The organism is Antarcticibacterium arcticum (assembly GCF_007993795.1).
Taxonomy (GTDB): Bacteria; Bacteroidota; Bacteroidia; order Flavobacteriales; family Flavobacteriaceae; genus Gillisia; species Gillisia arctica.
Genome location: NZ_CP042476.1, coordinates 917400 through 942880, shown reverse-complemented (window position 1 = coordinate 942880; position 25481 = coordinate 917400). Strand labels below are relative to the sequence as shown.

Annotated in this window: 28 protein-coding genes and 1 pseudogene; 17 read left to right on the top strand and 12 right to left on the bottom strand. The window is 38.7% G+C overall.

Features of this window, described 5'->3' with window-relative positions; genetic code table 11:
• Positions 1 to 28 precede the first annotated feature (28 nt).
• The 6 genes and pseudogenes from FK178_RS04155 to FK178_RS04130 all read right to left on the bottom strand — a co-directional run bounded on the left by FK178_RS04155 (position 29) and on the right by FK178_RS04130 (position 6136).
• Positions 29 to 891 (bottom strand): annotated as a pseudogene (locus FK178_RS04155) (substrate-binding domain-containing protein).
• Positions 888 to 2930 carry a polyphosphate kinase 1 gene (ppk1, locus tag FK178_RS04150; RefSeq protein ID WP_146831287.1) on the bottom strand — a complete coding sequence of 681 codons (2043 nt, stop codon included), beginning with the start codon at positions 2928 to 2930 and terminating at the stop codon, positions 888 to 890. The pseudogene FK178_RS04155 and the gene ppk1 overlap by 4 nt, the downstream one beginning before the upstream one ends.
• 71 nt (positions 2931 to 3001) lie before the next feature.
• Positions 3002 to 3871: a nucleoside phosphorylase gene (locus tag FK178_RS04145; protein WP_146831285.1), complete on the bottom strand. Its 870-nt coding sequence runs from the start codon at positions 3869 to 3871 to the stop codon at positions 3002 to 3004.
• Between the two features lies 1 nt (position 3872).
• On the bottom strand, positions 3873 to 4802 hold the full coding sequence (locus FK178_RS04140; protein WP_146831283.1) for a DUF1835 domain-containing protein: 930 nt from the start codon (positions 4800 to 4802) through the stop codon (positions 3873 to 3875).
• 30 nt (positions 4803 to 4832) lie between these two features.
• Positions 4833 to 5183 (bottom strand): translation initiation factor, encoded by a 351-nt coding sequence (locus FK178_RS04135; protein ID WP_146831281.1) that lies wholly within the window; start codon positions 5181 to 5183, stop codon positions 4833 to 4835.
• A gap of 2 nt (positions 5184 to 5185) precedes the next feature.
• The gene (locus FK178_RS04130; RefSeq protein WP_146831279.1) at positions 5186 to 6136 is read right to left on the bottom strand and encodes an isopenicillin N synthase family dioxygenase; all 951 of its coding nucleotides are present in this window, start codon (positions 6134 to 6136) and stop codon (positions 5186 to 5188) included.
• 126 nt (positions 6137 to 6262) lie between these two features.
• Between FK178_RS04130 and FK178_RS04125 the strand changes: the two genes are divergently transcribed.
• The 13 genes from FK178_RS04125 (at position 6263) to FK178_RS04065 (ending at position 17078) form a co-directional block, all read left to right on the top strand.
• Positions 6263 to 8269: an alpha-ketoacid dehydrogenase subunit alpha/beta gene (locus FK178_RS04125; protein ID WP_146831277.1), complete on the top strand. Its 2007-nt coding sequence runs from the start codon at positions 6263 to 6265 to the stop codon at positions 8267 to 8269.
• A gap of 127 nt (positions 8270 to 8396) precedes the next feature.
• The gene (locus tag FK178_RS04120; protein ID WP_146831275.1) at positions 8397 to 8558 is read left to right on the top strand and encodes a DUF1328 domain-containing protein; all 162 of its coding nucleotides are present in this window, start codon (positions 8397 to 8399) and stop codon (positions 8556 to 8558) included.
• Between the two features lie 73 nt (positions 8559 to 8631).
• On the top strand, positions 8632 to 9114 hold the full coding sequence (locus FK178_RS04115; protein ID WP_146831273.1) for a lipocalin-like domain-containing protein: 483 nt from the start codon (positions 8632 to 8634) through the stop codon (positions 9112 to 9114).
• A gap of 11 nt (positions 9115 to 9125) precedes the next feature.
• Positions 9126 to 9824, top strand: a complete 699-nt coding sequence (locus FK178_RS04110; protein WP_146831271.1) for an OmpA family protein — start codon at positions 9126 to 9128, stop codon at positions 9822 to 9824.
• Between the two features lie 62 nt (positions 9825 to 9886).
• Positions 9887 to 11014, top strand: a complete 1128-nt coding sequence (locus FK178_RS04105) for an NAD(P)/FAD-dependent oxidoreductase (RefSeq protein ID WP_168194555.1) — start codon at positions 9887 to 9889, stop codon at positions 11012 to 11014.
• Complete coding sequence (locus tag FK178_RS04100; protein ID WP_146831270.1) at positions 11011 to 11724, top strand: methyltransferase domain-containing protein; 714 nt, start codon at positions 11011 to 11013, stop codon at positions 11722 to 11724. The genes FK178_RS04105 and FK178_RS04100 overlap by 4 nt, the downstream gene beginning before the upstream one ends.
• Before the next feature lie 18 nt (positions 11725 to 11742).
• On the top strand, positions 11743 to 12795 hold the full coding sequence (locus FK178_RS04095; protein ID WP_146831268.1) for a type III polyketide synthase: 1053 nt from the start codon (positions 11743 to 11745) through the stop codon (positions 12793 to 12795).
• Positions 12789 to 13583: an enoyl-ACP reductase FabI gene (locus tag FK178_RS04090; protein WP_146831266.1), complete on the top strand. Its 795-nt coding sequence runs from the start codon at positions 12789 to 12791 to the stop codon at positions 13581 to 13583. The genes FK178_RS04095 and FK178_RS04090 overlap by 7 nt, the downstream gene beginning before the upstream one ends.
• A gap of 74 nt (positions 13584 to 13657) precedes the next feature.
• Positions 13658 to 14131: a 3-hydroxyacyl-ACP dehydratase FabZ family protein gene (locus FK178_RS04085; RefSeq protein WP_146831264.1), complete on the top strand. Its 474-nt coding sequence runs from the start codon at positions 13658 to 13660 to the stop codon at positions 14129 to 14131.
• 4 nt (positions 14132 to 14135) lie between these two features.
• Positions 14136 to 15410 (top strand): beta-ketoacyl-[acyl-carrier-protein] synthase family protein, encoded by a 1275-nt coding sequence (locus FK178_RS04080; RefSeq protein WP_146837451.1) that lies wholly within the window; start codon positions 14136 to 14138, stop codon positions 15408 to 15410.
• 28 nt (positions 15411 to 15438) lie between these two features.
• A complete protein-coding gene (locus FK178_RS04075; RefSeq protein ID WP_146831262.1) occupies positions 15439 to 15693 on the top strand; it encodes a phosphopantetheine-binding protein in 255 nt (84 codons plus the stop codon).
• Positions 15690 to 16271, top strand: coding sequence for a 4'-phosphopantetheinyl transferase family protein (locus FK178_RS04070; protein WP_168194554.1), 582 nt, complete (start codon positions 15690 to 15692; stop codon positions 16269 to 16271). The genes FK178_RS04075 and FK178_RS04070 overlap by 4 nt, the downstream gene beginning before the upstream one ends.
• An 84-nt stretch (positions 16272 to 16355) precedes the next feature.
• Positions 16356 to 17078, top strand: coding sequence for a hypothetical protein (locus FK178_RS04065; RefSeq protein ID WP_146831258.1), 723 nt, complete (start codon positions 16356 to 16358; stop codon positions 17076 to 17078).
• Positions 17079 to 17217: 139 nt separating this feature from the next.
• Here the strand turns inward: FK178_RS04065 and FK178_RS04060 are convergent, their stop codons facing one another.
• Positions 17218 to 17811, bottom strand: a complete 594-nt coding sequence (locus FK178_RS04060; RefSeq protein ID WP_146831256.1) for a hypothetical protein — start codon at positions 17809 to 17811, stop codon at positions 17218 to 17220.
• A 209-nt stretch (positions 17812 to 18020) separates the two neighbouring features.
• Complete coding sequence (locus FK178_RS04055) at positions 18021 to 18320, bottom strand: HPF/RaiA family ribosome-associated protein (RefSeq protein ID WP_146831254.1); 300 nt, start codon at positions 18318 to 18320, stop codon at positions 18021 to 18023.
• Between the two features lie 205 nt (positions 18321 to 18525).
• On the opposite strand from FK178_RS04055, the gene FK178_RS04050 reads away from it, so the two are divergent.
• From FK178_RS04050 to FK178_RS04040, 3 genes are all read left to right on the top strand, one after another.
• Positions 18526 to 19023 (top strand): DUF4251 domain-containing protein, encoded by a 498-nt coding sequence (locus FK178_RS04050; RefSeq protein WP_146831252.1) that lies wholly within the window; start codon positions 18526 to 18528, stop codon positions 19021 to 19023.
• A gap of 640 nt (positions 19024 to 19663) precedes the next feature.
• Complete coding sequence (locus tag FK178_RS04045) at positions 19664 to 20203, top strand: VOC family protein (protein WP_317130382.1); 540 nt, start codon at positions 19664 to 19666, stop codon at positions 20201 to 20203.
• A 42-nt stretch (positions 20204 to 20245) separates the two neighbouring features.
• On the top strand, positions 20246 to 21529 hold the full coding sequence (locus FK178_RS04040) for an APC family permease (protein ID WP_146831250.1): 1284 nt from the start codon (positions 20246 to 20248) through the stop codon (positions 21527 to 21529).
• 29 nt (positions 21530 to 21558) lie between these two features.
• Here the strand turns inward: FK178_RS04040 and FK178_RS04035 are convergent, their stop codons facing one another.
• The 3 genes from FK178_RS04035 to FK178_RS04025 all read right to left on the bottom strand — a co-directional run bounded on the left by FK178_RS04035 (position 21559) and on the right by FK178_RS04025 (position 23934).
• On the bottom strand, positions 21559 to 22242 hold the full coding sequence (locus FK178_RS04035; RefSeq protein WP_146831248.1) for a DUF6064 family protein: 684 nt from the start codon (positions 22240 to 22242) through the stop codon (positions 21559 to 21561).
• Between the two features lie 89 nt (positions 22243 to 22331).
• On the bottom strand, positions 22332 to 23285 hold the full coding sequence (locus FK178_RS04030; RefSeq protein ID WP_146831246.1) for an EamA family transporter: 954 nt from the start codon (positions 23283 to 23285) through the stop codon (positions 22332 to 22334).
• Positions 23286 to 23484: 199 nt separating this feature from the next.
• Entirely contained in the window at positions 23485 to 23934 is a 450-nt protein-coding gene (locus FK178_RS04025; protein WP_146831244.1) for a cold-shock protein, read from the bottom strand.
• Positions 23935 to 24256: 322 nt separating this feature from the next.
• Here FK178_RS04025 and FK178_RS04020 point away from each other — a divergent pair, with 322 nt between their 5' ends.
• Positions 24257 to 24769: a hypothetical protein gene (locus FK178_RS04020; RefSeq protein ID WP_146831242.1), complete on the top strand. Its 513-nt coding sequence runs from the start codon at positions 24257 to 24259 to the stop codon at positions 24767 to 24769.
• Positions 24770 to 24919: 150 nt separating this feature from the next.
• Here the strand turns inward: FK178_RS04020 and FK178_RS04015 are convergent, their stop codons facing one another.
• On the bottom strand, positions 24920 to 25375 hold the full coding sequence (locus FK178_RS04015; RefSeq protein WP_146831240.1) for a KTSC domain-containing protein: 456 nt from the start codon (positions 25373 to 25375) through the stop codon (positions 24920 to 24922).
• Positions 25376 to 25481: the final 106 nt, after the last annotated feature.

Sequence of the window (25481 nt, the reverse complement as noted above, 5' to 3'; positions counted from 1 at the left end):
GAATTTGCTCAAATGTAAGAAAATCATATTATTCCTGTGTTTCAAGATTATAAATTATATTGGAAGCGGGGAGCTTATATTGTATAAGATTTAGTTCCATTAAGGTTTCCTGAACCAGGTGCAACTCCTCATCTGTAAATTGATGCTGACTCCAGGAAGTGCTGTCCAGCCAGGTCACAATGTCCTCTCTTTTCTGCCCATACCTGTGGGCCAGGACCTGCTCAATTTCTGGGATTTCTTTAAAGCTGGCCGATTTAGCATTCACAACCCCCAGCATTTTTGCTAGGGCATGTTCGTGATCCTTTATAAAGTCCTCTCTTGCCGCCACCAGGAAACAGGGCCAGGGGGTAGGACATTCCCCTATTCTTCTAAAAACACCTTTATCAACTAATGGTTTGGTTGTAAACAATTCCCACATAAAATATTGAGCGGTATCCCGTTGCAGGGCTTCCACGGCGCCATCAATATTTCCAACTATTTCAAATTCCAGGTTCCCGGGGTCCCATCCCATTTCCCGGGCATTTACGTAGGCCATTAGTTGAGAGCCGGAACCTTCCCGGCTTATAGCTGCTTTAGTCCCTAAGAGCTGATCCATTTCTGTGAAGGGAGAGTTCCTGGCTACATGGATTCCCCAAACCAGGGGGAATCAATATAAGTTTGGATAATCTTGCTTGGATTTCCGGCTGTGATATCCTTTATGATACCTTCTGTAAGAATTATTGCAACATCAATTTCCCCATTTCGCAATGCTTTATTCATCGCTCCCGTACCGTCAGGAAATTCAATCCACTCAAGATTTATCTTTTCATATTCAAAATCTCCTTCTTCAATACAAAGATGCCATGGTAAATTAAAATGCTCGGGAACGCCACCTACTCGAATTGTTGTCATGCTTCATGTTTTTCTTTAAGGTAATCATATATTGCAAATTGGGACCTTAAAGGTTTTTCATTTGACGATTTTTTAACATAGGTGTTTGTTTCTTCCTTATCCTGTATCCTGGCCTTTACATTATCATTCAATTGAATATTCAGGATATCTTTAAATTCCTGCGCTATCTCCTCATTATAAATTGGCGCAATTACTTCTATTCTCCTGTCCAGGTTCCGGGTCATCCAATCGGCACTTCCAAAATATATCTTTTCATCTCCACCATTTTCAAAAACATAGATCCTTCCATGTTCCAGAAATTGATCTACAATACTGGTAATGTAAATATTCTCACTCATCCCTTTCACCCCCGGAATCAGTGAGGTAAACCCACGTACCAGTAAACGGATCTTTACCCCGGCGTTACTGGCCTTATATAGCCATTCTATCATCTCGGGATCTTCAAGGCTGTTCATTTTTGCGGTTATGGCGGCTTTTTTTCCTGCGAGAGCATTCTCAATTTCCGTCATTATTAAGTGAGTAAAGTTTCGACGGGTAGAAAAAGGTGAAATAAAAAGATGCTTTTCCCGGGGAACAATTAATTTGCCTTCGAGTACTTTAAAGACCCTTGACAGTTCCTTGGTAATATCTTTATTTGCAGTGAATATTGCGTGATCACAATATATTCCGGCAGTTTTGCTGTTAAAATTCCCGGTGCCTATATATGCATAGTTCTTTGTTTTGTCATTTTCCCGCCGTACTACCAGGAGTATTTTGGAATGCACCTTTATCTTTGGATAACTGTAGATCACTTTGGCGCCTTTTTCCTCAAATTTTCTACCCCAAACGATATTGTTCTCCTCATCAAAACGGGCTTTGGCCTCTACAAAAACAGTCACCTTTTTACCATTGCTCAGGGCCTGCAGCAAACTGCTGGTAAGCCGGGACTCATCTGCCACCCTGTATAAGGAAATCTTTATTTTTTCCACCGCAGGATCCTTTGCGGCCTGCTCAAGAAACCGCTCTACATAATCAAAGGACATATAAGGAAAGTGTACAGACTGGTCTTCCTTTGAAATTACCTTGAAGTAATCTGTTGCGGTTTCCAGCGTTTTGTGCGTAAGGGGTTTTAAATTAGGGGAATGAAGTTTCGGGTTATTGGTAGGATCTGGGAAAGCAAAAAAATCACTAAAATTGTGATATCTCCCTCCCGGCATCATATCAATTTTTCCAAGTTTCAACAGTTTCCTTAATTTATGTTGGATCTCAGCCGGCATAGACGCGTCATAAAGCAGGCGGGTGGGCTGGCCATCTGTACGCTGGGCCAGGGATGCATATATCTTTTCTGCCAGAATTCCGTCAAATTCGTCATCTATGTAAAGCTCGGCATCTCTTGATAATTTAATTTCATACACCCCTGTGATCTTTTTGCCAGGGAACATATCAGGGATCTCGTTTCTAATAATTTCATCCAAAAAGGTGATCTCCTCTTTTTCAAATGGAACAAACCTGCCTATGGCTGCAGAGGGAATATTAACGATACCCAGATATCTTTCATCTTCAAAACTAACAGCAAAATACAGTTGATTATTTTCCAGGAAGAGGTCTGCATTTTCAGCAAAAACTGCAATTCTGGGTTCCACTAGTTCCTTTACATTTTCCCGGTAATAATTTGCAGCATATTTTTTTTGCTTGGCTGAAAAATGTTCACAGTCAATTAACTGAATTCCATTTTGAGCAAGTTCAGGAATGATCCCTTCATAATAGATCTCGCCGAATTTATCCTGCTGCAATTTGATACTTTCCAGGATCTCTTTGGTAATCTTATTGGGCCGGAGGGCTAGTTTTTTCCGAATACTTTTTTCAACCCTTTTAAGTTGCCTGAGCTGGGATATCCTTACCCGAAAATATTCATCGAGGTTTGATGAAAAAATGGCAAGAAATTTAATTCTTTCGTATAAAGGATTTTTTTTGTCCTCAGCTTCTTGTAAAACCCTCTCATTAAAACTTAACCAATTAAGGTCACGGTGTCTAAAACGGGTTTCATTGGTTGCCAGCATAGTGTATTTTATTTACCAAAAATACTCACTTGCCAGAGGAAGAAAATTAATATTCTGTTAAATAAACCAATTTAATTTGCGATGATATTATCGAGAGTTGCCTTAATTAAATGGTCTACCGTTTTTTTAGAATCGCGGGAGAATTCGCCTGTAGCCCGGTTGGCAACAATAGCATTTAAAGAAATAGATCTATGCCCCAGTAATTTTGAAAGACCGTACATTCCCGCTGTTTCCATTTCTAAATTGGTGATCTTTTGTCCTTTATAATTAAATGCCGCGATCTTGTCATTAAGTTCAGGGTCCTGTAATTGAAGTCTTAAAACCCTTCCCTGGGGCCCATAAAATCCACAATTTGTCAGGGTAACACCACTATGATACCCGTCCTTAAACCAGGATGCAAGTTGGGTATCTCCGTTAACTACATATGGAACACCTTTGTTTGGAGTGTAATTAAGATCTTTTACAAGGGCCTGTGAAAACCCTTTATCAATCACATCTCCCACCTCATAAAAATGCAACATAGAGTCAAATCCAATACCGGCAAGCGAAACAAGAAAGGAATCAACGGGAATTTCCGGCTGAATAGCGCCAGAGGTTCCAATTCTTATAATATCAAGGGACGTAAGATTTTCTTTTACTGTGCGGGTCTCAAAATCGATATTTACCAGAGCATCCAATTCATTATAAACTATATCAATATTATCTGTCCCAATGCCCGTAGAAACAACCGAAATTCTTTTACCCTTATAGGTACCGGTTTGGGTGTGGAACTCCCTTTTCTGGATCTTGAATTCCACCTTGTCAAAATATTTTGTCACGGCCTGAACCCTGTCCTGGTCACCTACGGTAATTACCGTTGTTGCCAAATGTTGGGGGAGGAGGTTTAAATGATATATACTACCATCTGAATTCTGAATAAATTCTGAGGCTTTTAAATTCATATTATAATTTTAAAATTTTGTGAGAATCTGAGTCGTATAAGAAATCATACTTTTTTACCCCTCCCAAACACTCATCATTCTTCATTTCACGATAAAAATTTCTGGTGCCGTTTAATGCTTCCTCACCTTCTTCGGTTAAAACAACCCTCTCATTTTCCACTTTGTAGAATATAGAAAGATTATTGATCATCCGGGTAATCTGCATATCCCCAAATCCAAAATAGCCCTGGTATTCTAAAGTATATCCCACCAAATGATTGATGCTCGTGATGGTGTTATTATGTATTAGTTTGAGCACATTTTTTTCTAAAGAATTCAATCCCGTAGCAACATTGGGGAAGCGTTCCAAATGAGCCCGAATACAACTGGAGAGGTACTCGAAATTGGTTTCCCGTGTAATGAGACCTTTTAATTTCTGCGGATTATCACCATTGTATAACTGCCACATCAATGCGGCGGTTTCAACATCATCAATGTTCAGGGGAATGCGTTGATCATAATGGTTTTTAAGATGCTTAAGGGAAAGTTGGGAAAGGGGGAAAAATTCCTTCTCGTCCTGTAGTTTTTTACTGCACACCAGGTAAACAGGAGCCGTTTTTTCATTATCCTGTAAATGGCTTATAACTGCAAGCATATTAATATGAGAAAACAGGTCAAACTCAAACCACAGCACAATTTCATCATATCCATTGGCGGCGGTTAACTTGTTTAATTCAGTTATAAATTTGTCTTCATAATATTCGGGGGAAATATCGTAGGTCCTCTTGAGGAAATTTTTACGTAACCCGTAAAATTCCTCATTATCCAGAGAAGCTGTGGTAGGTCCTTCACAAAGCATTTCTCGCCAAATAATAATTTCCCCGGGCAATTCAAGCTCCCGGAAACTTTTGGCGATACCATCCCCATTAATAATATGTAACTGTTGCGGCATAATTTTATTTTTAAGGTGAAGGGTGGTATATTATCCACCCACCCGTTTTACCCTGTAACCCTCATCTTTTAAAAGCTGCATTACTTTTTCCCTAACATCTCCCTGAATTATTATTTCTCCATCCTTAACAGAACCGCCTACGCCACATTTTTTTTTTAACTTTTTCCCAAGGGAAATAAGATCCTCTTCCTTCCCCTCAAACCCTTTTATAACGGTGGCAATTTTACCACCTCTTCCTTTAGCGCTAAAATGAGCTTCAAGTTGTTGATCTTTTGGAAGTGGAGTGCTCTCCTGGTCTCCATCATTACCAGGGTCAAAGTCATTATTGGTAGAAAATACAAATCCTCCCAGATCTTCCAAACCTAGTTTCTTTTTAGCCATGCTTATTTTTTAATAAGTCCTATTTCAATAAGTCTTTGGTGTAAAAAATCTCCGGCAGTGATGTCCTCATAATGTTTTGGGTTTTCCTCATCAATGCATTCCTCCAGGCAATTCAAAGGCATTTCACTGCGGGGATGCATAAAGAATGGAATAGAATACCGCGGATTTCCCCATTCTTCTTTTGGAGGATTTACAACTTTATGAATGGTAGATCGCAATTTATTGTTGGTAAGCCTTTCCAGCATATCACCTACATTTATAACAAGTTCATCTTCCTGCGGTATGGCGTCAATCCACTCCCCATCTTTTCTAAGAACCTGTAAACCTCCTGTAGAAGCTCCCATTAATAAGGTAATTAAATTAATATCTCCATGAGCACCGGCACGCTCGGCTCCTTTAGGTTCTTCTGTAATAGGAGGATAGTGTATAGGCCGTAAAATACTGTTACCGTTACTGGCCCATTTATCAAAATAAAATTCATCCAGTCCTATATATATAGCTAATGCCCTTAAAACATAAATACCAGTTTTTTCAAGCATCCGGTAGGCTTCCATCCCGGTGTGATTAAAATCCTTTAATTCTGTTACCTGTACATTTGCAGGATATTCTTCGGTTAAATTGGCATCTGATGAAGGCTCCTGACCAAAATGCCAGAATTCCTTTAAGTCACCTTCTTTTTTACCCTTTGCGTGTTCTTTTCCAAAGGAAATATACCCGCGCTGCCCCCCGAGGCCTTCTATTTCATATTTTTGTTTTACTTCTACCGGAAGCTCAAAAAATGCCTTCACTTCCTTATAAAGTTCTTCTACAAGATTGTCGCTCAAAAAATGATTTTTCAGGGACACAAAACCTATTTCTTCATAGGCTTTTCCTATCTGGTCTACAAACTTTTGTTTTCTCTTTGGGTCATCGCTAAGAAAATCTGCCAGATCAACACTTGGTATATTATTCATTGCCATATTATGGGTTATTATCTTTGTTAACACACAAAGTTAAATAAAATAAACGGAGTTTATATTTTTCTTTACCTATATGAGATGGCTATAAAATTAATTACTTTTGGGTAACAAATTTCAATTATGGAACCGCATTCAGGTATTAAAACCCTACTAGATTATAACCGCAAAAACCTTGAAGATAAAACCCTTTTAGATTTGTACCGGGCCATGTTAAAACCTCGCTTAATAGAAGAAAAAATGCTAATTCTTCTACGCCAGGGAAAAATATCCAAATGGTTTAGCGGAATAGGCCAGGAGGCGATCTCGATTGGAGTGACCAGCGTTTTGGAAAAAGATGAATACATATTACCAATGCACCGTAATCTTGGCGTGTTTACTGCCCGCGAAATACCATTATATCGTTTGTTCTCCCAATGGCAGGGTAAAGCGAATGGTTTTACCAAGGGCAGGGATCGCAGTTTTCACTTTGGTACACAGGAATTCAATATCATAGGAATGATCTCTCATTTGGGCCCACAACTTGGCGTGGCAGATGGGATTGCCCTTGCTCATAAACTTAAAAAAGAGAATAAACTTACGGCAGTATTTACAGGGGAAGGAGGAACCAGTGAAGGAGATTTTCACGAAGCCCTTAATATTGCTTCTGTTTGGGACCTACCTGTTCTTTTTTGTATTGAAAATAACGGGTACGGGCTTTCAACGCCAACTAATGAACAATACCGGTGTAAAGACCTTCTGGATAGGGGGATTGGTTACGGAATGGAAGCTCATCAAATAGATGGTAATAATATCCTGGAAGTATATACAAAGTTATCTGAAATTGCTAAAAGCGTTCGCCAAAATCCGAGGCCTGTACTTTTGGAATTCCTCACTTTTAGAATGCGGGGCCATGAGGAAGCCAGTGGCACTAAATATGTTCCCAAAGACCTAATGGATACCTGGGCAGAGAAAGATCCTATCTCCAATTATAAACAATATCTCCTTGCGGAAGGGATTCTTACAGAAGAGCTTGATGATCAATATCATGCAGATATCAAAACTGAAATTGATGATAACCTGCAACTGGCCTTTGAAGAAGAACCAATTTCTTCTACTGAAACAAAGGAACTAAGCGATGTATACAAACCATTTGAATATCAGCATTTTGAAGAAAATGAAGATATTGAGAATATCCGTTTTATCGACGCTATTTCCCAGGGATTAAAACAATCTATGCGTCGCCATTCTAATCTTGTCCTTATGGGGCAGGATATTGCAGATTACGGGGGCGTGTTTAAAATAACGGAAGGATTTGTAGAAGAATTTGGTAAAGATCGGGTTCGTAATACCCCCATTTGTGAATCGGGTGTGGTAGGAGCTGCCATGGGATTGTCTATAAACGGAATGAAAGGAATGGTAGAAATGCAGTTTGCAGATTTTGTGAGCTCGGGATTCAACCCTATAGTAAATTACCTGGCCAAATCCCATTATCGTTGGAATGAAGGGGCAGATGTGGTTGTAAGAATGCCCTGCGGGGCAGGGGTAGGAGCCGGACCATTTCACAGCCAGACCAATGAGGCCTGGTTTACAAAGACTCCGGGACTAAAAGTTATATATCCCGCATTCCCTTATGATGCAAAAGGTTTACTTAATACCGCCTTCAATGATCCTAATCCCGTGCTTTTCTTTGAACACAAAGCACTTTACAGAAATATCAGGCAGGATGTACCGGTAGACTATTACACCATACCTTTCGGAAAAGCTGCCCTTTTAAAGAAAGGAGATGCCATAACAATAATTTCATATGGAGCCGCAGTCCACTGGGCGCTGGAGATCCTGGAGGAAAAAAAGGACCTGGAAGCAGATCTTTTGGATCTAAGGACATTGCAACCTCTTGACCTGGAAAGCATTTACGGGTCGGTTAAAAAGACCGGGAAGGTTATTATAATTACAGAGGATTCTGTTTTTGGCAGTGTAGCTTCAGATATTGCAGCCCTAATATCAGAAAATTGTTTTGAATTTCTTGATGCACCGGTAGTTAGGTCCGGGAGTCTTGAGACGCCTATACCGTTCGCTTCAGCTTTGGAAAATCAATATTTACCCAAAGCCCGTGCTCGTGAAAAACTAGATCTTCTTTTAGCATATTAATAAAACTTTAATAACATTCTGCGATATTTAGGAATCCTTAACAAAATCCTTGTTAAATAATTAATAATCTTTTGTTCGGGGCAGGAACGTAGCCTAATTTAGTTCGAGCTAATCAAAAACTAACATTATGATACGTCTAATTGTCATTTTTCTAATTATCGCAATAGTTGCTGCCATCTTCGGATTTGGTGGCATTGCAGAAGGATCTGCCGATATTGCTAAAATTATTTTTTACATCTTTATAGTATTGCTGGTTATTTCATTAATAAGCAGATTATTCAGACGCTAAAAACCGGTAAAATCCGGCCTGTACCTAAAATTGTATGGGCCGGGTTTTTTATTTAAACCCAAAATATAAAATCATGAAAAAATTGTTATTCGTAATTATGGCAGCATTTTTGGTTGCCTCTTGTGGTCCCACTAAACAAGCAATCGAAGCCCGTAAAACCTTTAAAGGAGACTGGGTGTTAAACAGCATTACGTATCCAAATAATCCGGGAGATTTTAATGTTACATTATTTAATGAAGCATCTGCCTCTTGTTTCCAAGGAAGTGCCTGGAGTTTTGTTTCCAATAATAATACCGGTACCTATACTTTACAGGGCCCGGCTTGCAGCAATGCAGGAGAGCGATATTTTAACTGGTCTATAGATGAACAAAACACTCCGGATGGGATGTTTGATTTCCTTCTTAAACCAACAGATGACAGAAACAGATCTACCACAGGAAACCAGGGTTTTAGAATTAACTTAAGACAATTGTCTGAAACTTCTATGACCTGGGAACAAACGGTTACGCTGGAAGGAAAACCGTTTATGATACGAATGAATTTTACTAAACTTTAAAAACAACAATTATGAGATTAGGAGTAAATAAGATTATGGCTATGGTATTTGTGGCATCCACATTATTCTATGGCTGTGATGCAACCAGAAATGCCAGCAATAAACAGAAAGGTGCCGTTATAGGAACAACCGGTGGTGCCGTAATTGGTGGAGTTATTGGAAACAATACAGGAGATGGAAACACTGCACTGGGAGCCATTATTGGCGGAGTTGTAGGTGGTGCAGCGGGTGCATACATTGGTAACCGTATGGATAAACAAGCCCAGGAGATAGAACAGGAGATCCCGGGAGCCGAGGTTGAACGTGTAGGGGAAGGTATTAATGTGACCTTTGATGAATCCAGTGGTGTTTATTTTGATACAGAAAAGTTTAATATCAATGCCAGATCGCAAGAAACCCTGAATAAACTTGCCGCTATTTTTAAAGAATATCCCGATACTAATATACTGGTTGAAGGTCATACAGATAGCGCAGGGAGCGATAGCTATAACCTAACCCTTTCAAAGAACCGCGCCCAGGCCGTAACCAGTTACCTGGTTAATAATGGAGTGGCTGCAGGGAGATTTGATACAAAATGGTATGGTGAATCTCAACCAAAATACGATAACAGCACCGCCGATGGTCGTGCAAAAAATCGTAGGGTGGAACTGGCAATTGTAGCTAATGAGAAGCTTCAAAAAGAAGCTGAAGAGGCTACAAAAAATCAATAAAACCTTTAAAACAAATTGAAAGATCCCGGGCCTGAAACCCGGGATTTTTTATTTAAATTACAATGGTGAAAGAAATTGATATTGCTATTGTTGGGGGCGGGTTGGCAGGTTTAACTGCTGCCATTCATCTGGCCGGTACCGGGCTTGAGGTATGTGTATTTGAGAAAGAAAACTATCCTCATCATAAGGTTTGTGGCGAGTACCTTTCAAGGGAAGTTATCCCTTACCTTGAATCCCTTGAAGTAAATCTATATTCATATAATCCCATGAATATTGGAACTCTTATATACAGCAATCCTTCAGGAAAATCCATTAAAACTACCTTACCCCAGGGCGGAATTGGAATAAGCCGCTTTCTGCTTGATGATATACTTTACAGGAAAGCAATCCAAAAAGGGGCGCAGGTGATAACCGGCACAGTAAATAATATCGAATTTATTGATAATAAATTTCAGGTATCAACCCCCGATGGAACCAAAATTTCGGCTAAAATTGTGTTGGGAGCGTACGGAAAACGCTCTTTAATTGATAAAAAACTGGATAGGGATTTCATAGATAAAAAAACAAGCTGGCTTGCAGTTAAAGGACATTATAAAATGGAAAAATATCCTGAAAACATAGTGTCACTTCATAACTTTAATGGCGGCTATTGCGGTCTTTCAAAAACTGAAACGGGAGTGGTAAACGTGTGCTACCTGGCCACTTATAAAAGTTTTAAAAAACATAAGGATCCTAAAGCATATAAAAGCAACGTGCTTTCCGGGAATCCGCATTTAAATGAATTCTTTAAAACAGCCACCCCATTGTTTGAAAAAGACCTGAGCATTGCTCAAATTTCATTTGAAAAGAAATCAAGGATACAAGACCATATCATAATGCTGGGAGATGCCGCGGGCTTAATACATCCCTTATGCGGTAACGGGATGGCAATGGCAATTCATAGTGCAAAGCTGGCTGCTGAAAGTATTTTAAAACATTTCAAGCCTTCTAATTTTAACCGGGAGGCCATGGAGAAGGAATATATAAATAAATGGGATGATGCTTTTAGCGGAAGGTTAGAAACCGGCAGATTGTTACAAAAAGTGCTGATGCATTCGTCCCTGGCGGAAATATCCCGTCACACCCTGAATATTTTCCCCGATTTATTGCCCCATATCATTAAGAAAACCCACGGGAACCCTGTGTTATGATAAAAATTGATACTACTAAAAGAACCAGCGACACCGAGATCATGGATGATTTTGACCTCCAGGGAAGGGAGCTGGAAAAAACCTTAAATGACCTTGAAAACATAAACAAATGGCTTGGTGGAAACAAGATCACTATACAGGGTATAAAAAAACTGTTGAAAGACCATCCGGACACTCAGCCTGTTCATATTGTAGATGTAGGCTGCGGGAACGGTGCCATTTTAAGAGAGATTGCAACCTGGGGGAGAACACGAAACTTTCCATTGAAATTAACCGGGATAGATGCCAATTCCCATGCCATTGAAATTGCTGAAAGACTTTCAGAATATTACCCGGAAATCGAATTCAGGTCCCAGAATATTTTTAGCGAGGCATTCAGGAAAAGTAAGTTTGATATTGTGCTTTGCACGCTAACCCTTCATCATTTCAAAGATGCTGAAATTAAGGAAATAATGACCAATTTTTACCGGCAGGCGGCAATTGGAGTAGTTATAAATGACCTACACCGCAGCAGGCAGGCTTATTTTTTATTCAGGGCATTTTGCAAAGTGTTCATAAGAAATAAAATTGCGAGGGATGATGGGCTAACCTCTGTATTACGGGGATTTAAAAGAAAAGACCTAAAGAATTTCGCATCGGCAATTCCTGCGAGAGAGCAGGAGATCAAATGGAAATGGGCTTACCGGTATCAATGGATCATTAAAAAATAGCCCTATTAAAATTAATTTATGAGTGTAAGGATTGTAAAGGTTGAAAAAGAATTACCAGATTATTCAAGGGAAACAAAGGATATATTGCCGCTGGTAGATCAATGGCTTGAAGGGCAGGAGGAAAGGTTTCGCAGAAAGATCCTGAAGATCTTTGAAGGAGCGGGAGTAGATAAACGATATTCTATTATGTCCCCGGAGGAAGTATTTACATCAACTTCCTTTGAAGAGAAGAATAATATTTATGTGCGGGAGATCAAAAAACTTGGTAAAAATGTTCTAACGGGCGCTCTTGGGGAAGCAGGTTGGGACCCGTCCTCTCTGGATTACATCATTACCGTGAGTTGTACGGGAATAATGATCCCATCTCTGGATGCCTATCTTATCAATGAACTTCAGTTAAAACAGAATATAACGAGATTGCCTGTCACCGAAATGGGCTGTGCCGCGGGAATTTCAGGGATGATCTATGCTTACAATTTTCTCAAGGCAAACCCGGGAAAACGTGCAGCGGTAGTTGCGGTTGAAAGTCCTACGGCAACATTTCAGCTAAATGATCACAGCATGGCCAATATGGTGAGCGCCGCGATCTTTGGAGACGGCGCCGCCTGCGTATTGTTGTCCTCTCATGAAAATGACAAAGGGCCTGAGGTCCTTGCCGAAGAAATGTACCATTTTTACGATGCTACGCATTTAATGGGATTTTATCTTTCCAATGACGGATTACAAATGATCCTGGATGAAACAGTACCTGCAACAATTTCACAGCACTTTCCCGAGATAATACATCCCTTCCTTGCTAAACATGAAAGCAATATTGAAAAAGTACAACATCTTATTTTTCATCCCGGTGGAAAAAAAATTGTGCAAACGGTTTCTGAACTTTTTGGTACCTTAGGAAAGAATATTGACGATACCCGGGAAATTTTAAGGCTCTACGGCAACATGAGCAGTGTAACTGTACTGTATGTACTGGAACGTTTCCTCAATCAATCTATCCCAAAAGGAGACCAGGGATTGATGCTTAGTTTTGGCCCGGGCTTTTCGGCACAAAGAATCTTAATCCAATGGTAGCAGAATTTAAAGATCTTGATTACTGGGCACTCATCCTGGGAGGAAGTAGTGGCCTTGGCCTTGCAACGGCCCGTAAACTAGCCCAGCACGGGATGAATATCATTATTATTCACCGGGACAGGAAAGCTGAAATACCGGATATTGAAGAAGCCTTTGAAGAGATCAGAAATTCTGATGTAAGGCTGGAAAGCTTTAATATTGATGCGATCCAAAAAGAAAAACGGGGACTCCTTATCGAGGAAATTAAAGATATCCTGGGTGAAAAAGGAAAAATCAGAACCCTAGTGCACAGTATTGCACGAGGGAACCTTAAACCCATGACGGGAGAGGGGCCAATACTTGAAAATATAGATTTTCAACTTACCCTGGATGCCATGGCACTTAGTTTATATGACTGGACACAAGCAGTCTTCCGCGCTAAAATGTTTGCCAAAGATGCCAGGGTGATCTCTTTTACCAGTGAAGGCAATCAAAAAGCCTGGGCGAATTATGCAGCTGTATCGGTGGCCAAGGTGGCAATGGAATCTATAACCCGCAGTATGGCACTGGAATTGGCACCGTATGGGATAAGGGCCAATTGTATTCAGGCGGGCGTTACCGTTACCCGCTCCTTTCAAATGATCCCGGGAAGTGAAACCCTTAAAGAACATGCATTAAAACACAACCCATTTCGCCGGCTTACAGTGCCAAAAGATGTGGCCAATGTGGTATACCTGCTTTCCAAAGATGAGGCTTGCTGGATAACAGGGTCTATTATTCCCGTTAACGGAGGGGAACATTTAAAATAATAAAACCTAAACATAGAATTGCCAACTTAGAAGGAACTACTACATTTCCGGAAAGGAACAAATATTTATACATATTGAAGTTAACAGAAATCATTTCCCATCTGCCTTATTCCTTCCCCTTTCTATTTGTTGATGAGATCACAAGGATCGATGAGAAGGGAGTGGAAGGAAATTATTTATTCCGGCCAGACGCATTTTTTTATCGGGGACATTTTAAAGATGCTCCTGTCACTCCCGGTGTGATCCTTACTGAATGTATGGCCCAAATAGGGGTGGTATGTTTAGGGATCTATTTACTGGAAACAGAGAGGTCACAGGAAAAAAATATTCAAATAGCTATGAGTTCTTCTGAAGTAGATTTTTTCCAGCCTGTTCTCCCGGGTGAAATGGTTAAAGTGGTATCCCAAAAAGAATATTTCAGGTTTAATAAATTGAAATGCATTACAGAAATGTATAATAGCAAGGGTAAGCTCGTATGCAGGGGTAAAATTGCCGGGATGGTTTTTCAACCCGAAAATAAATTTAAAAAAGAGATTCTTGACAAATAATTCTATGAGTCGTCGGGTTGTAATAACGGGAATGGGCGTAGCAGCTCCCAATGCTGTGGGATTGGAGGAGTTTGAGTCGGCAATCAGATCTGGGAAAAGCGGAATACGGTTTTTCAAGGAGCTTAAAGAATTAAAATTCAGTTGCCAGATAGGAGGGAAGCCCGAAATTTCAATGGAAAAACTGGAAGAAAATTTTACCCCGCTGCAATTACGTGGCTTAAACAGTAGCGGAATTATATATGGTGTTATTGCAGGATGTGAGGCGTGGAAAGATGCCGGACTTGAAAAAGCCCCCGAACAGTCACCAGATTGGGATTCCGGGATCATATTTGGAACAGGTATCCTGGGGGTAGATAAATTCAGGGAAGCCATTCATTTAATAGATGAGGGAAACACCCGCAGGCTGGGCAGTACCAGTGTAATCCAGACCATGGCCAGTGGTATTAGTGCATATTTGGGCGGGATTCTTGGCTGCGGAAATCTTGTAACCACCAATTCCTCTGCCTGCACCACGGGAACCGAAGCGGTACTTATGGGATATGAAAGAATTAAAAGCGGAAAGGCTAAACGAATGCTTGTGGGAAGTTGTGCCGACCATGGCCCATACGTGTGGGGAGGGTTTGACGCAATGCGAATTTTACCGGGAAATTACAATCATGCCCCACAGAGCGCTTCCCGGCCTATGAGCAAAACAGCCACAGGTTTTGTGCCAGGAAGTGGGGCAGGAGCACTCCTTCTGGAAGATTACGAGGAGGCAATAGCACGGGGTGCAGTTATTTATGCTGAAGTACTTGGAGGAGAGGTGAACAGTGGAGGACAAAGAGGAGGGGGGAGTATGACGGCCGCAAATAATGAAGCGGTGCAACGATGTATCACAGGTGCACTTCAAAATTCAGATATTTCTGCCTCAGATATTGATCTTATAAATGGTCACCTTACAGCTACTTCGCGGGATGTAGTAGAAATTGAAAACTGGATCACAGCATTGGACAGGAACGGACGGGATTTTCCTTATATTAATTCGCTAAAAGGAATGACGGGGCATTGCCTTAGCGCTTCCGGCAGTATAGAATGCGTTGCAGCAGTGCTGCAACTTCACAAAGGTTTTGTATTTGGAAATGTGAACAGCGGGGATCTTGCTCCTGAAATAGAAAAACTGGTACCTAGACAGAATATTCCACTTCACACTGTGGAGGGAAATTTTAATATTCTGGCCAAGGCAAGTTTTGGTTTTGGTGATGTAAATGCAGTAGCGATCTTTAAAAAGGTCAATTCCTGAAAATAATTAACAGATAATAAAAATTTATATGACAGATCATATCCTGCTGAAAAAACTAAAGAGAATAGTTACACCCTATGTGCAGCATAAAGCCGGCTTAGATGAGTTTGGAGAGCAAACAGATCTTTTAAATGACCTCCAGATCAACTCTGCCAACCTGGTAGATGTGGTCCTGGATGTTGAAGATGAATTCAATATTGAAATAGACAACGACTCCATGGATGGAATGCTTACTGTGGGCGACGCCATGAATGTTATCAAATCAAAAACTGCTTTGACGTGATTGGGAATGATATTGTTGACCTCAGGCTTGCAGCAGTGGAAAGCGATCCAATGCGCCAACGTTTCCTTGATAAGGTTTTTACAAAAAGGGAGCAGGCAGTTATTTTCAATGCTTCAAAGCCTTTAAAACAGTTGTGGCTGTTGTGGACCATGAAAGAGGCAGCCTATAAAGCCCACCAGCGGCGCTTTTCCTTAACAAGAAAATTCAATCCGCTAGTACAGCAATGTGTGATCTTAAGCCAATCCGGGGATTCTGCTTCGGGAGAGGTTAAAATTGGTACCCGGGTTTACCATATTACAAGTATTTATAATGAAAAATACATTCATAGTTTAGCTTCAATAAATCCAGGAGCAACGAATTTCCTTTGGGAGATCCTTCCTTCTTCCGCAGATCTCAGGAAAGACTTCTTATTGGATATTTCACAACAATACGGGATTCCTGCATACTCCCTGGCCATTGAAAAGGACAGAAATTTTGTACCTGTATTGATGTACAAAAACAAAACCTTCCCAATAGCTTTTTCCTTTTCAAAGCACGGAAAATTTGGAGCTTTTTCACGCGAGTTAATGAACTATTAAATCCTCGTTAAACTGTATTAAATAGGATTGCAAAACTTTGCTGCAGTTGTAAATTGATCCTCTAATCAAAAATCATTTTGCTATATGAAGACAGTGGATAAAATGCAGATTTTGCATAGCCAGAGTGCCGAATTTATTGAACAGGGAGAAACCGGTAAATTTTTAAAATTGATTCCCGATACCTTTATAATCAAAGGAGGAGAAAGGGAGGGTGGTGTGCACCAGGGTTATGCAATAAGACATCTCAACCGTAAAGATATTATTCTTATTGACGTTGTGGAAAGTGCTACGAAAGAAGCAGTTAAAAAACTTATTACAGATGGTTATTCTATTAAGGGTATCTTGATCTCTAATAGTGATGTTTACAAAACAGCTTATGATAGTTTAAAAACAATTTCAGAAGATGCAGGGGGAGCACCTGTTTTTATGCATCCAAGAATTACTGTTAATAATGGAGATAAGGTGAAAGATATTACTTCAAAAAATGAAGTGATGAAACATTTTGGCCTTACAGTTACAGACCTTCCGGGAAATGGGGGTGGCTCTGTATTGATCTATTCTGATATTAATGACGGTATGTTATTTACGGGCGCAGATGCTGAAGGTTCTCCATACGATAGTAATGAGAATACATTTATGCGCCCCAAATTGGAGCATAAAAATGATGAATTTGGGCTTGCAGAAGCCTGGAATGCATATGATAAACCTTTTGCCTATTTATTTCCGTTAAAAGGAAAGCCTGGTTTTAACCTTGAAGATGGGCAACAAACTGATATTTTACAACAATTAGGCAAAATTCAATCATAAAAATTTAAAGGGGACTTTTCCCAAAGCATTTTCTCATATTTCACAATTTTGTTACCCCTGTTCCAAGGAATATAGGAATATAAATTCTGTTTTATGTACAAGATGTTTTACGAGGAGTCCCCTTCTTTATTGATTTCTTCTAAACCTCTTTAACTTCCTCATTAACTTTTATTTCCTGGTCCTCTTCAGGTACTACATTATTTTCTCCTGTAGTTCCACTATCCTCAGTACTATTTAGATTTAAAGATAATTGTCCATCTTCCTGATGTATCATTGTGCGAATGGTAATATATATCATGGTAATAATGGAAATAAAACTTCCTCCAAGAATGGATGCTATAGCAAGAATTATATAATAGATCGTAGAATATAAAGCATCTGGAATTGCCCGAAGCCTTGTGAAAGGGATGTTTAATAAAAGTATTACTACTATTGAAAAAATTATTAAGAGAGTGGCGAGTTTGGCAATGCTTAAAAGCGAATTATAATGCTTGTGCCTTAAACCCATTTCCATGGGTAACCGCGCACTTAGCAAGTGAAGAATGATCACCAGGATATAAATAGATCCAATGCTAATTACATAGCATAGGGATATGATCCCCGACACCGAGTTTTCTAATAATTCCCTTGCCAGTATCCCCGTCATTTCAATAAATGTGAGGGATGAGATAGTAAGAATTATTGCGAATACAATGCCCCCTAAGATAGGCCTTCGTAAACTTAAATGAACCATAGCCGAAAATTAAAATAAGATCCGGGGGTTCTTATAAATCGCTATTAATTTACAACATTTTCAACATTTTATAATGCGGTTACGCGTTAAATATGAAACTTAATCTATTGTATGCCAGTATTTTAAATTTTATCATAACCTAAAAGATAAATATAAAAAAAAGCCTTCCGGGAATGCCGGAAGGCTTTTTGCCATCTAAAAGCAGGTTATTAATAAGCTTTCATCTGGGCTTTACGCTTTTCTAATTGACGTTCAAGATCTTTGATCGTCTCTACAGCCGAAGCTTCAAAAGAATCCTCATTGGATTCTGCAAAAATATTTTGTCCCGGTGCACTTAGACTTATATTGCAAATGTGGCCTTTTGGTGCCTCAGGTTCATGTTTTTTGAAATGCACTTCAGCACTTATCAACCAATCATATCGGTTTTCAAGTTTATCAAGTTTTTTTTGAGTGAAATCTTCCAGACTTTCGCTTCTGTCAAGTTTTACATATTGAAATCTCGCATCCATATTTTGTAATTTTAATTTGAAACAATAACCGCAATTTAGGGTAATGCCACAAAGGTTTCAGGCTAATTATATAATATTTATGATATTTCTTATTCCTCTAAAAAATAGGACCGGATTGGGCAATATTAGATCTGGCTTTTATGAAAAATTTAAAAGGTCTGTAATTAAAATATCGTAAATTATGGAGGTATAAAAATAGAAACCAATGAAATCAATTTCCGGTTTGTTCATACTTTCTTTTATAATCCTGTTAAGCGCAGGCTGTGGGTCTTCCAAAGTTGAAGGGGGAGATCAAAATTATGATGCGCTCCTTAGCCTGGTAAATTCCAGGGAATTTGAAATAGAACAGGAGTGGGCTATACCCTTAAGTGGTAATACAATAAATCTTCTTGGAAATCCGAATTATATAAGGTTTAAAGGAAACCAGGTTGATTTATTCCTACCTTATTATGGAGTAAGGCAATCTGGCGGGGAATATGGTGGTGGAGATGGAGGAATTAAATATGTAGGACCGGCAGAGAAACTTGTCATTGAAGAAAATACCCGGCAAAATAACATTCAGATTAAATTTGAAGGCAGGCAGGGTACAGAAGATCTGCAATTTTTCATTAGTTTAATGCCCGGAGGAAATACCCACACATCTGTAAACAGTTCAGAACGTACGGCAATCTCATACCGCGGAAATGTAAAAGTTCTAAAATAGACCAAAAATTAGTGTTCTGAATTTTCGCCGGTTTCTCATAATATGAAAGGGGATGGAAATACGAAGAAAACCTTCAGTACAAAATCCATTACCTATATAGATTATTCGGGGAGAGGTTTTAAAGTTTTGCTATTTCCTTACAAATCCTATTTTACATAATATAAATTATAGGACAAATTATCATCATAGTAAAATACCCAATAGAACCCAACAGGGTTCTATTTTACATAGTTGCAGATATGACGCCTTCAGGCACATATCGATAGCAATTATGTAACAGCTATTTTGCGACCTAGACTTTTATAATAGCTAATAGAACCTTTGCTGTTCTATTTTACATTGTTGCAGATGATGCCTTCAGGCTCATATCGGTAGCATTTATCTATCAGCTATTTTGCAACCTACACTTTTATAATAGCCAATAGAACCTTTTTCGGTTCTATTTTACATACTTGCAGATATGACGCCTCCAGGTTCATATCGGTATCCATTTTTGTAAAAGCAATTAAAAGCCTGGGTTAATTAGGTATTTTCTGAGTTATAATTTTGCATTTGCAGAATTATCCTTTTATAAATTTCCTATCTTCGAAATACTTAATCTTAAAACTACCACTTAACAAATTCCTTCATTATTTAAAAAATGATCAAATTTTCTTCTTTCCTTTTAATAGTAACCATACTTACAGGATGTGATTTCAAAAATAAAACCAGCACACATATGAACAACAATAAGGACCAGGATAAATCTTTAGAACCTGATGATACAATTCCAAAAGTAACAGGAATTGGCGGTATTTTCTTTTTTTCAGATGATCCTGAAAAGACCAAGAATTGGTATTCTGAAAATCTGGGGCTCGAAACAAATCAATGGGGTTCCAGCTTTGAGTTTAGAAATGCCAACAGGCCGGAAGAAATTAATTATTTGCAATGGAGCCCCTTCAAAAATGGAAGTAATTATTTTGAGCCTTCTAAAAAGGAATTTATGATCAATTACCGGGTACAGAATATTGAAGCCCTGGTAAGAAATTTAAAAGCCAAGGGAGTGACTGTTCTGGATGAAATTGAAACTTTTGATTATGGGAAATTTGTTCATATAATGGATTCTGAAGGAAATAAAATAGAACTCTGGGAGCCTGTGGACAAAGTTTTTACCGCAATGAATTTAAAAACAACCAAATAACCCTCACTATGACGGCTCAAACCCGGCAAAAATTATCCACGTATGCTTAAACGTGAAATTTCCCGCTGGGATCTTGTTCTATTATTAGTAAACAGTACCATTGGTGCCGGAATTTTTGGTCTTCCATCCCAGATCTTTAATTTATCTGGTTTTTATAGCCTGCCCGCACTCTTTTTGTGCGCCCTGATCGTGCTGGTTTTAGTGTTGGTTTTTGCTGAAGTTGCAAGCCGTTTCTCAAAAACCGGCGGCCCTTACCTTTATATCCTTACAGCTTTTGGGAAGATCCCGGCTTTTATTATAGGCTGGCTTATACTTATTACAAGGGTTTCCACCTACGCGGCACTCATAAATTTAATGGTCACTTACCTTGGTTATTTTAACGAAGTGTTGGTTACTCCTCCATTTAAAATAAGTATTATAATGGGGATCACTGCCATTTTTACCTGGGTGAATTATCTTGGAGTGCGCAATTCAACTCTTTTAAGCAATTTTCTTGCAATTGCAAAGATCCTCCCGTTATTGGTATTTGTAGTTGTTGGGTTTTTCTTCATTAATCCGGAATTAATAGAGTTTTCCCAATCCCCTCCTCCCCTTCCCGATTTTGCTGCCTCGGTATTGATCCTCATTTTTGCCTTTACCGGTTTTGAGGCAGTACTTGTTGGCACAGGAGAAATAAAAGAACCCCGGCGAAATATTCCCTTTGCGCTCATTGTTTCCCTGTCTTTTGTAGCCGTTTTCTATGCTTTGATACAATATGTAAGCATTGGTACATTACCCGGATTGGCATTTTCAGAAAAACCAATTACCGAGGCTGCCTACCTTTTCATGGGGCCGGTGGGGGCAACAATTATAACCCTGGGTGCAATTGTATCTATTGGAGGTACGCTCAACGCGGTGATGTTAATTGGATCGCGCTTACCATTTGCGCTTAGCGAGGAAAAACAATTTCCCAAATTTTTCTCCTATCTCCACCCCGAAAACCGCACTCCAATTTATTCCCTGTTTATTTTTACCGCCGTTACCGTTATCGCCTCAATTACGGGTTCTTTTATTTATGCGGTATCTATAAGCGTTATTAGTAAGATCCTGATCTTTTTACTGGTATGTGCAGCAATGATAAAATTGCGAAAAAAAGATACTGGCACCCCCCGGTATTTCAAACTTAAATATGGATATTTCTTTGCGTTTACCGGAATTTTGGCTTCCCTGGCTTTATTGCTAAGTTCCGGGATCTCAGAATTTCTGGATGTGATAATAACTGTTGCAGCGGGATTGAGCCTGTTTGGACTTTATAAATATTTATCGGCCAAAAGAAAGCCTTCCTAAAGAATCCCAACTCTTTCCCTACTAATTATTTATTCCAGGTGAAGTTCCCTGTTTCCCGGAATTCTAAGACCTTTATGGCTCTTGTCCGGTTCCGGTTTAAAGAATTGGAGGATCATGGCAATAACACCTGCAAAAACAAGAAAATAATCTTCGGTCATTCCCAAATTATAAGCTGCTGAAAATCCAATGAGAGACCATAATAATGGAATGATCATAATGTACCATCTTACTCTTGTCAGGGAAAACAAAAGAATTCCGAATGTAAAAATAGTTGTGGGACAGGGCAAACCGAAGGTGGGTGTTTGGGGATAGATATGCCCAAGATCATTTGCAAAAACAGGATAGATAAGCAGAGAGTAAAGGATAAAAATGATCCCTACAAATCCTGAAATATTTAATTTAAACCTGTAGCTAAGATTTTCAGGCCGGAAATAGGCAAAATAGGAAAAGATCAAAGCCTGCAAAACAAACAATGCACCAAATAAAAAACCAATACTGCTAATGCTGGTAAAATACATTATTTGATACACCAGGCCCATCCACAACCACAGAAAGATCAAAACCCCGTTAATGACTGCCGATTTCCCTTTTAAACTTGAGATCAACAGGAAAAGGCAAACCACCGCTAACAGATTAAGGATTATCTGCATAGGCCATACAGCAGCATTATAGGATTCAAAAACGCCGAGAAATTCTTCTATTGTAAAAGGCATGGCGAGAAAAATTTAGTTTTCAAAAGTTACCCAATACCTACCCAAATAACAATGATAAATGTCATAGAAACCGGGTACTCCTGCCCGGACTATTTTTCGATTTCTTCTGCAATTCCTTTTCCCGGCTTATTCCAAAATCTGGAATATATTACCAGTTTTTTACGGGTATTAATAAAATAAACACCCGTTAGGAGTACGGTTGCAGCAATTACAGACTGCAGGGTGATTTGCTCATTTAAAAAATACCAGCCGAGCAAAAGAGCGATTATGGGATTAACATAGGTTGAAGTTGCAACCTTTTCCGGAGAAACTACCTTTAAGAGATAATTAAAAGAAGTGAAGGCCACGATACTGCCAAATATTATCAACAGGATCATGGAATATTGTGTTGGAAGGCTCCAGACCGCAGGAGAACTCCAGGGCTCTCCAAATGCTAAACTGGCCAGCATCAATAAAATTCCGCCTGTAAACATCTGGTATCCCGTATTCACAAAATAATTTGTTGGAAGGCTTGCTTTAGATACGAATAAACTCCCATACGCCCAGCTTAATAAACACAAAAATATCATTCCCATTCCCAGTATTGAATTTTCATTGTTTATAAGAGCCTTTTGACTTACCAGTAAATAGATACCCACTATTCCCAATATTACTCCCACCATAGACATTGGTTTGATCTTTTTACCGTCTATAAGCCACATTAATATGAGAATAACCAAGGGTTGAGCAGAAATTTGCAAAGCTGCAAACCCACTGTCAACATATTTTAAGGCCCATACCACTACTCCATTTCCAAATGCCAGAAAAAGAAATCCCGCAATAATGGTATTGATCAACTGCTTTCTGGTAATAGCCAGGCTAATTCTCATGATCTTACACAGGAAGAATATAAGAAGACCGGCTATAGTAAAACGTATAGAGGCAAGCATAAAAGGTGGAAGTTCTGTAACGGCTACCTTATTTAAAAGATATGTTGACCCCCAGATCACGTAAATGGAAAAAAAAGCTAAAATAACCAGAACGGTGTTTGGAGCTTTGAGCATGAGAAGTTGTTTTTATATGCTGCAATATTAGTGATAAACTTTGTTATGATCTCCTTTTAATTATGGAAGAAATGAAGGCATAGCGCTTAAGCTGAAAACTATTTTCCATTGAAAAACTTCGTTTCTCGGCAATTTATAGGTCTACAAAAAAAAGGGCAAACCAGTGGTTTGCCCTTTTATAATTTGAATATAGAATAATTTAGATCTTTTTCACACGAACGGCGTTCATACCTTTCATTCCGCGTTCCAGTTCAAAGGTAACTTTATCATTTTCTTCAATCTCATCTATAAGACCGCTCACGTGAACAAAGTATTTTTCCTGGTTCATGCTGTCAATTATAAAACCAAAACCTTTAGAGTGGTCAAAAAAGGACACTTTACCTTCTTTGTCTTTCTTTGTTTCTTCTTCTTCACCTTCTTCTTTCCTTGGTACTCCAAGAACTATATCCTCTGCATCCACCTCGATCTTATTAGAGGGATCTGGAGGAGTATTGGTTAGATTTCCATGTTCATCTACATACACTAAATCAAAATCGCTTCCTTTTGGATTGGATTTGCGCTCCTCCTTCTTCTTTTTCTTTTCTTCACGTTTTTTGGCGCGTTGTTTTTCCTTTTCAATTTTATTAAATGTTTGCTGCGATTTAGCCATAGGTATAAAATATATTTTTAAGATTAAAGACAAAGATAAGATATTGATTTTAATTATTTAAAAATGATTTTCTTAAGCTTCTTTTAAATCTTCAACATAATTATAACCCCCATAAATCTACATTATGAAAAATTTATTTTAAAGGTTGACTTAACGTTTACATCAATCCGCGGGGTATATTATGAATAAATTTGAGTGCATACTTTATGGTTAAAACCTGTTTTCATATTTGTTCAGATTTGACATTTTAACACATTATTAGAATTAAACCTTTGAATATTTCATAATATTGCTAATACATACCAAAAAACATAAAATCAATATGAAAAAATTAACTTTAATTTTCGCCTTAGTAGCAATCGCTTTTACCAGTTGTGATGACGGGTCAAAAGATCTTAATGATAAGCATGCAAAGCTTATGAAAGATAGCGACAGCATCCAACAGGCTCACACCCAACTTAAGGCAGATCTTGAAACATTAAAGCAGGATCATATGACTCTAACACAGGATAGCACAAGAGTTATGAAGGATTCCACTATGCTTGAAGATCTTGCTCAACATGAAGTGATGATCCAGAAGCATGAAGGTTTGCTTGCAGGTCATGAAACCATGATTAAGGGGCATAGTGCATTAAGGGATAATTTTGCAAATCTTTCAAATGATGAAAAGAAATCTCAAATGGATGAAATGGAAAAAGTTCACGAACAAATCATGGACGACCACGAAACCATTAGAGATGAAATGGAACAAATGAGAGAGGAACATCAATCTTTAAGAGATAAATGGAGAGATGATGAAGCTAATGAAGCAGATGACACTCCCGCAAATCAATAAATACTAACATTTACATAAGTGTTAATTGAAGATAAAGGCTCACCCGAAAGGTTTGAGCCTTTTCTTTTTTCCTTAATTATCTTAAAAAGGAACATGAAAAAATCCCAAATGCCTGAAGGAATTTGGGATTTTTAAATTTCAAATGTATGCTTATGCAGGCTGCAGTTCTTTATCCTTTTTGGACTTTCTATATAGAAAGGAAGTAAAGATGTTGCGTTTGGCAAAACGAAATTGCCTGTCTGAATTTATTAGTTTTATAAAAAGAGGTTTTGAAACCCCAAAGTACTCATAGGTAGTTCCATCTGTAAAAGTGATCTCCAAAACATTCCCCTTATGCTGAAAATCGGCAATCCCCGCTTCAGAGGTAGTTTTATTATACTCTTCCAAATTTGCCATTTTGGTTTCAGGTGCAATGCTCACAAGAAAATGGTAACCGTCTATGATCTGTTTACTCTTTATTTCTGCTTCGGCATGCCTCTCATCGCTTTCCTGAAATTTATCCGGGTGCCATTCCTTTACAAGATTTCTGTAACTGGTTTTTAACTGCTTAAGATCGATCTCTTTCTCAACACTAAACAATTTCTTGTATTCATTTACACGCTTCATTAATGCTATTTTTAAATAAGCGGCAAAACTACGTCATTTTATTTACTTGTAGAGACTTTTTATTCAGTTCAAAATTTAAATAAAAAAAGAGGTAAATGCTTAGTAT

What these genes read in the sequence shown, in the direction of transcription:
- ppk1 (WP_146831287.1), bottom strand. Translation starts at nt 2,930, where the DNA reads ATGCTGGCAACCAATGAAACCCGTTTTAGACACCGTGACCTTAATTGG.
- FK178_RS04145 (WP_146831285.1), bottom strand. Translation starts at nt 3,871, where the DNA reads ATGAATTTAAAAGCCTCAGAATTTATTCAGAATTCAGATGGTAGTATA.
- FK178_RS04065 (WP_146831258.1), top strand. Translation starts at nt 16,356, where the DNA reads ATGAAGACAGTGGATAAAATGCAGATTTTGCATAGCCAGAGTGCCGAA.
- FK178_RS04050 (WP_146831252.1), top strand. Translation starts at nt 18,526, where the DNA reads ATGAAATCAATTTCCGGTTTGTTCATACTTTCTTTTATAATCCTGTTA.
- FK178_RS04120 (WP_146831275.1), top strand. Translation starts at nt 8,397, where the DNA reads ATGATACGTCTAATTGTCATTTTTCTAATTATCGCAATAGTTGCTGCC.
- FK178_RS04080 (WP_146837451.1), top strand. Translation starts at nt 14,136, where the DNA reads ATGAGTCGTCGGGTTGTAATAACGGGAATGGGCGTAGCAGCTCCCAAT.
- FK178_RS04105 (WP_168194555.1), top strand. Translation starts at nt 9,887, where the DNA reads ATGGTGAAAGAAATTGATATTGCTATTGTTGGGGGCGGGTTGGCAGGT.
- FK178_RS04100 (WP_146831270.1), top strand. Translation starts at nt 11,011, where the DNA reads ATGATAAAAATTGATACTACTAAAAGAACCAGCGACACCGAGATCATG.
- FK178_RS04090 (WP_146831266.1), top strand. Translation starts at nt 12,789, where the DNA reads ATGGTAGCAGAATTTAAAGATCTTGATTACTGGGCACTCATCCTGGGA.
- FK178_RS04095 (WP_146831268.1), top strand. Translation starts at nt 11,743, where the DNA reads ATGAGTGTAAGGATTGTAAAGGTTGAAAAAGAATTACCAGATTATTCA.
- FK178_RS04055 (WP_146831254.1), bottom strand. Translation starts at nt 18,320, where the DNA reads ATGGATGCGAGATTTCAATATGTAAAACTTGACAGAAGCGAAAGTCTG.
- FK178_RS04030 (WP_146831246.1), bottom strand. Translation starts at nt 23,285, where the DNA reads ATGCTCAAAGCTCCAAACACCGTTCTGGTTATTTTAGCTTTTTTTTCC.
- FK178_RS04130 (WP_146831279.1), bottom strand. Translation starts at nt 6,136, where the DNA reads ATGAATAATATACCAAGTGTTGATCTGGCAGATTTTCTTAGCGATGAC.
- FK178_RS04135 (WP_146831281.1), bottom strand. Translation starts at nt 5,183, where the DNA reads ATGGCTAAAAAGAAACTAGGTTTGGAAGATCTGGGAGGATTTGTATTT.
- FK178_RS04045 (WP_317130382.1), top strand. Translation starts at nt 19,664, where the DNA reads ATGATCAAATTTTCTTCTTTCCTTTTAATAGTAACCATACTTACAGGA.
- FK178_RS04040 (WP_146831250.1), top strand. Translation starts at nt 20,246, where the DNA reads ATGCTTAAACGTGAAATTTCCCGCTGGGATCTTGTTCTATTATTAGTA.
- FK178_RS04035 (WP_146831248.1), bottom strand. Translation starts at nt 22,242, where the DNA reads ATGCCTTTTACAATAGAAGAATTTCTCGGCGTTTTTGAATCCTATAAT.
- FK178_RS04115 (WP_146831273.1), top strand. Translation starts at nt 8,632, where the DNA reads ATGAAAAAATTGTTATTCGTAATTATGGCAGCATTTTTGGTTGCCTCT.
- FK178_RS04075 (WP_146831262.1), top strand. Translation starts at nt 15,439, where the DNA reads ATGACAGATCATATCCTGCTGAAAAAACTAAAGAGAATAGTTACACCC.
- FK178_RS04015 (WP_146831240.1), bottom strand. Translation starts at nt 25,375, where the DNA reads ATGAAGCGTGTAAATGAATACAAGAAATTGTTTAGTGTTGAGAAAGAG.
- FK178_RS04140 (WP_146831283.1), bottom strand. Translation starts at nt 4,802, where the DNA reads ATGCCGCAACAGTTACATATTATTAATGGGGATGGTATCGCCAAAAGT.
- FK178_RS04025 (WP_146831244.1), bottom strand. Translation starts at nt 23,934, where the DNA reads ATGGCTAAATCGCAGCAAACATTTAATAAAATTGAAAAGGAAAAACAA.
- FK178_RS04125 (WP_146831277.1), top strand. Translation starts at nt 6,263, where the DNA reads ATGGAACCGCATTCAGGTATTAAAACCCTACTAGATTATAACCGCAAA.
- FK178_RS04060 (WP_146831256.1), bottom strand. Translation starts at nt 17,811, where the DNA reads ATGGTTCATTTAAGTTTACGAAGGCCTATCTTAGGGGGCATTGTATTC.
- FK178_RS04020 (WP_146831242.1), top strand. Translation starts at nt 24,257, where the DNA reads ATGAAAAAATTAACTTTAATTTTCGCCTTAGTAGCAATCGCTTTTACC.
- FK178_RS04110 (WP_146831271.1), top strand. Translation starts at nt 9,126, where the DNA reads ATGAGATTAGGAGTAAATAAGATTATGGCTATGGTATTTGTGGCATCC.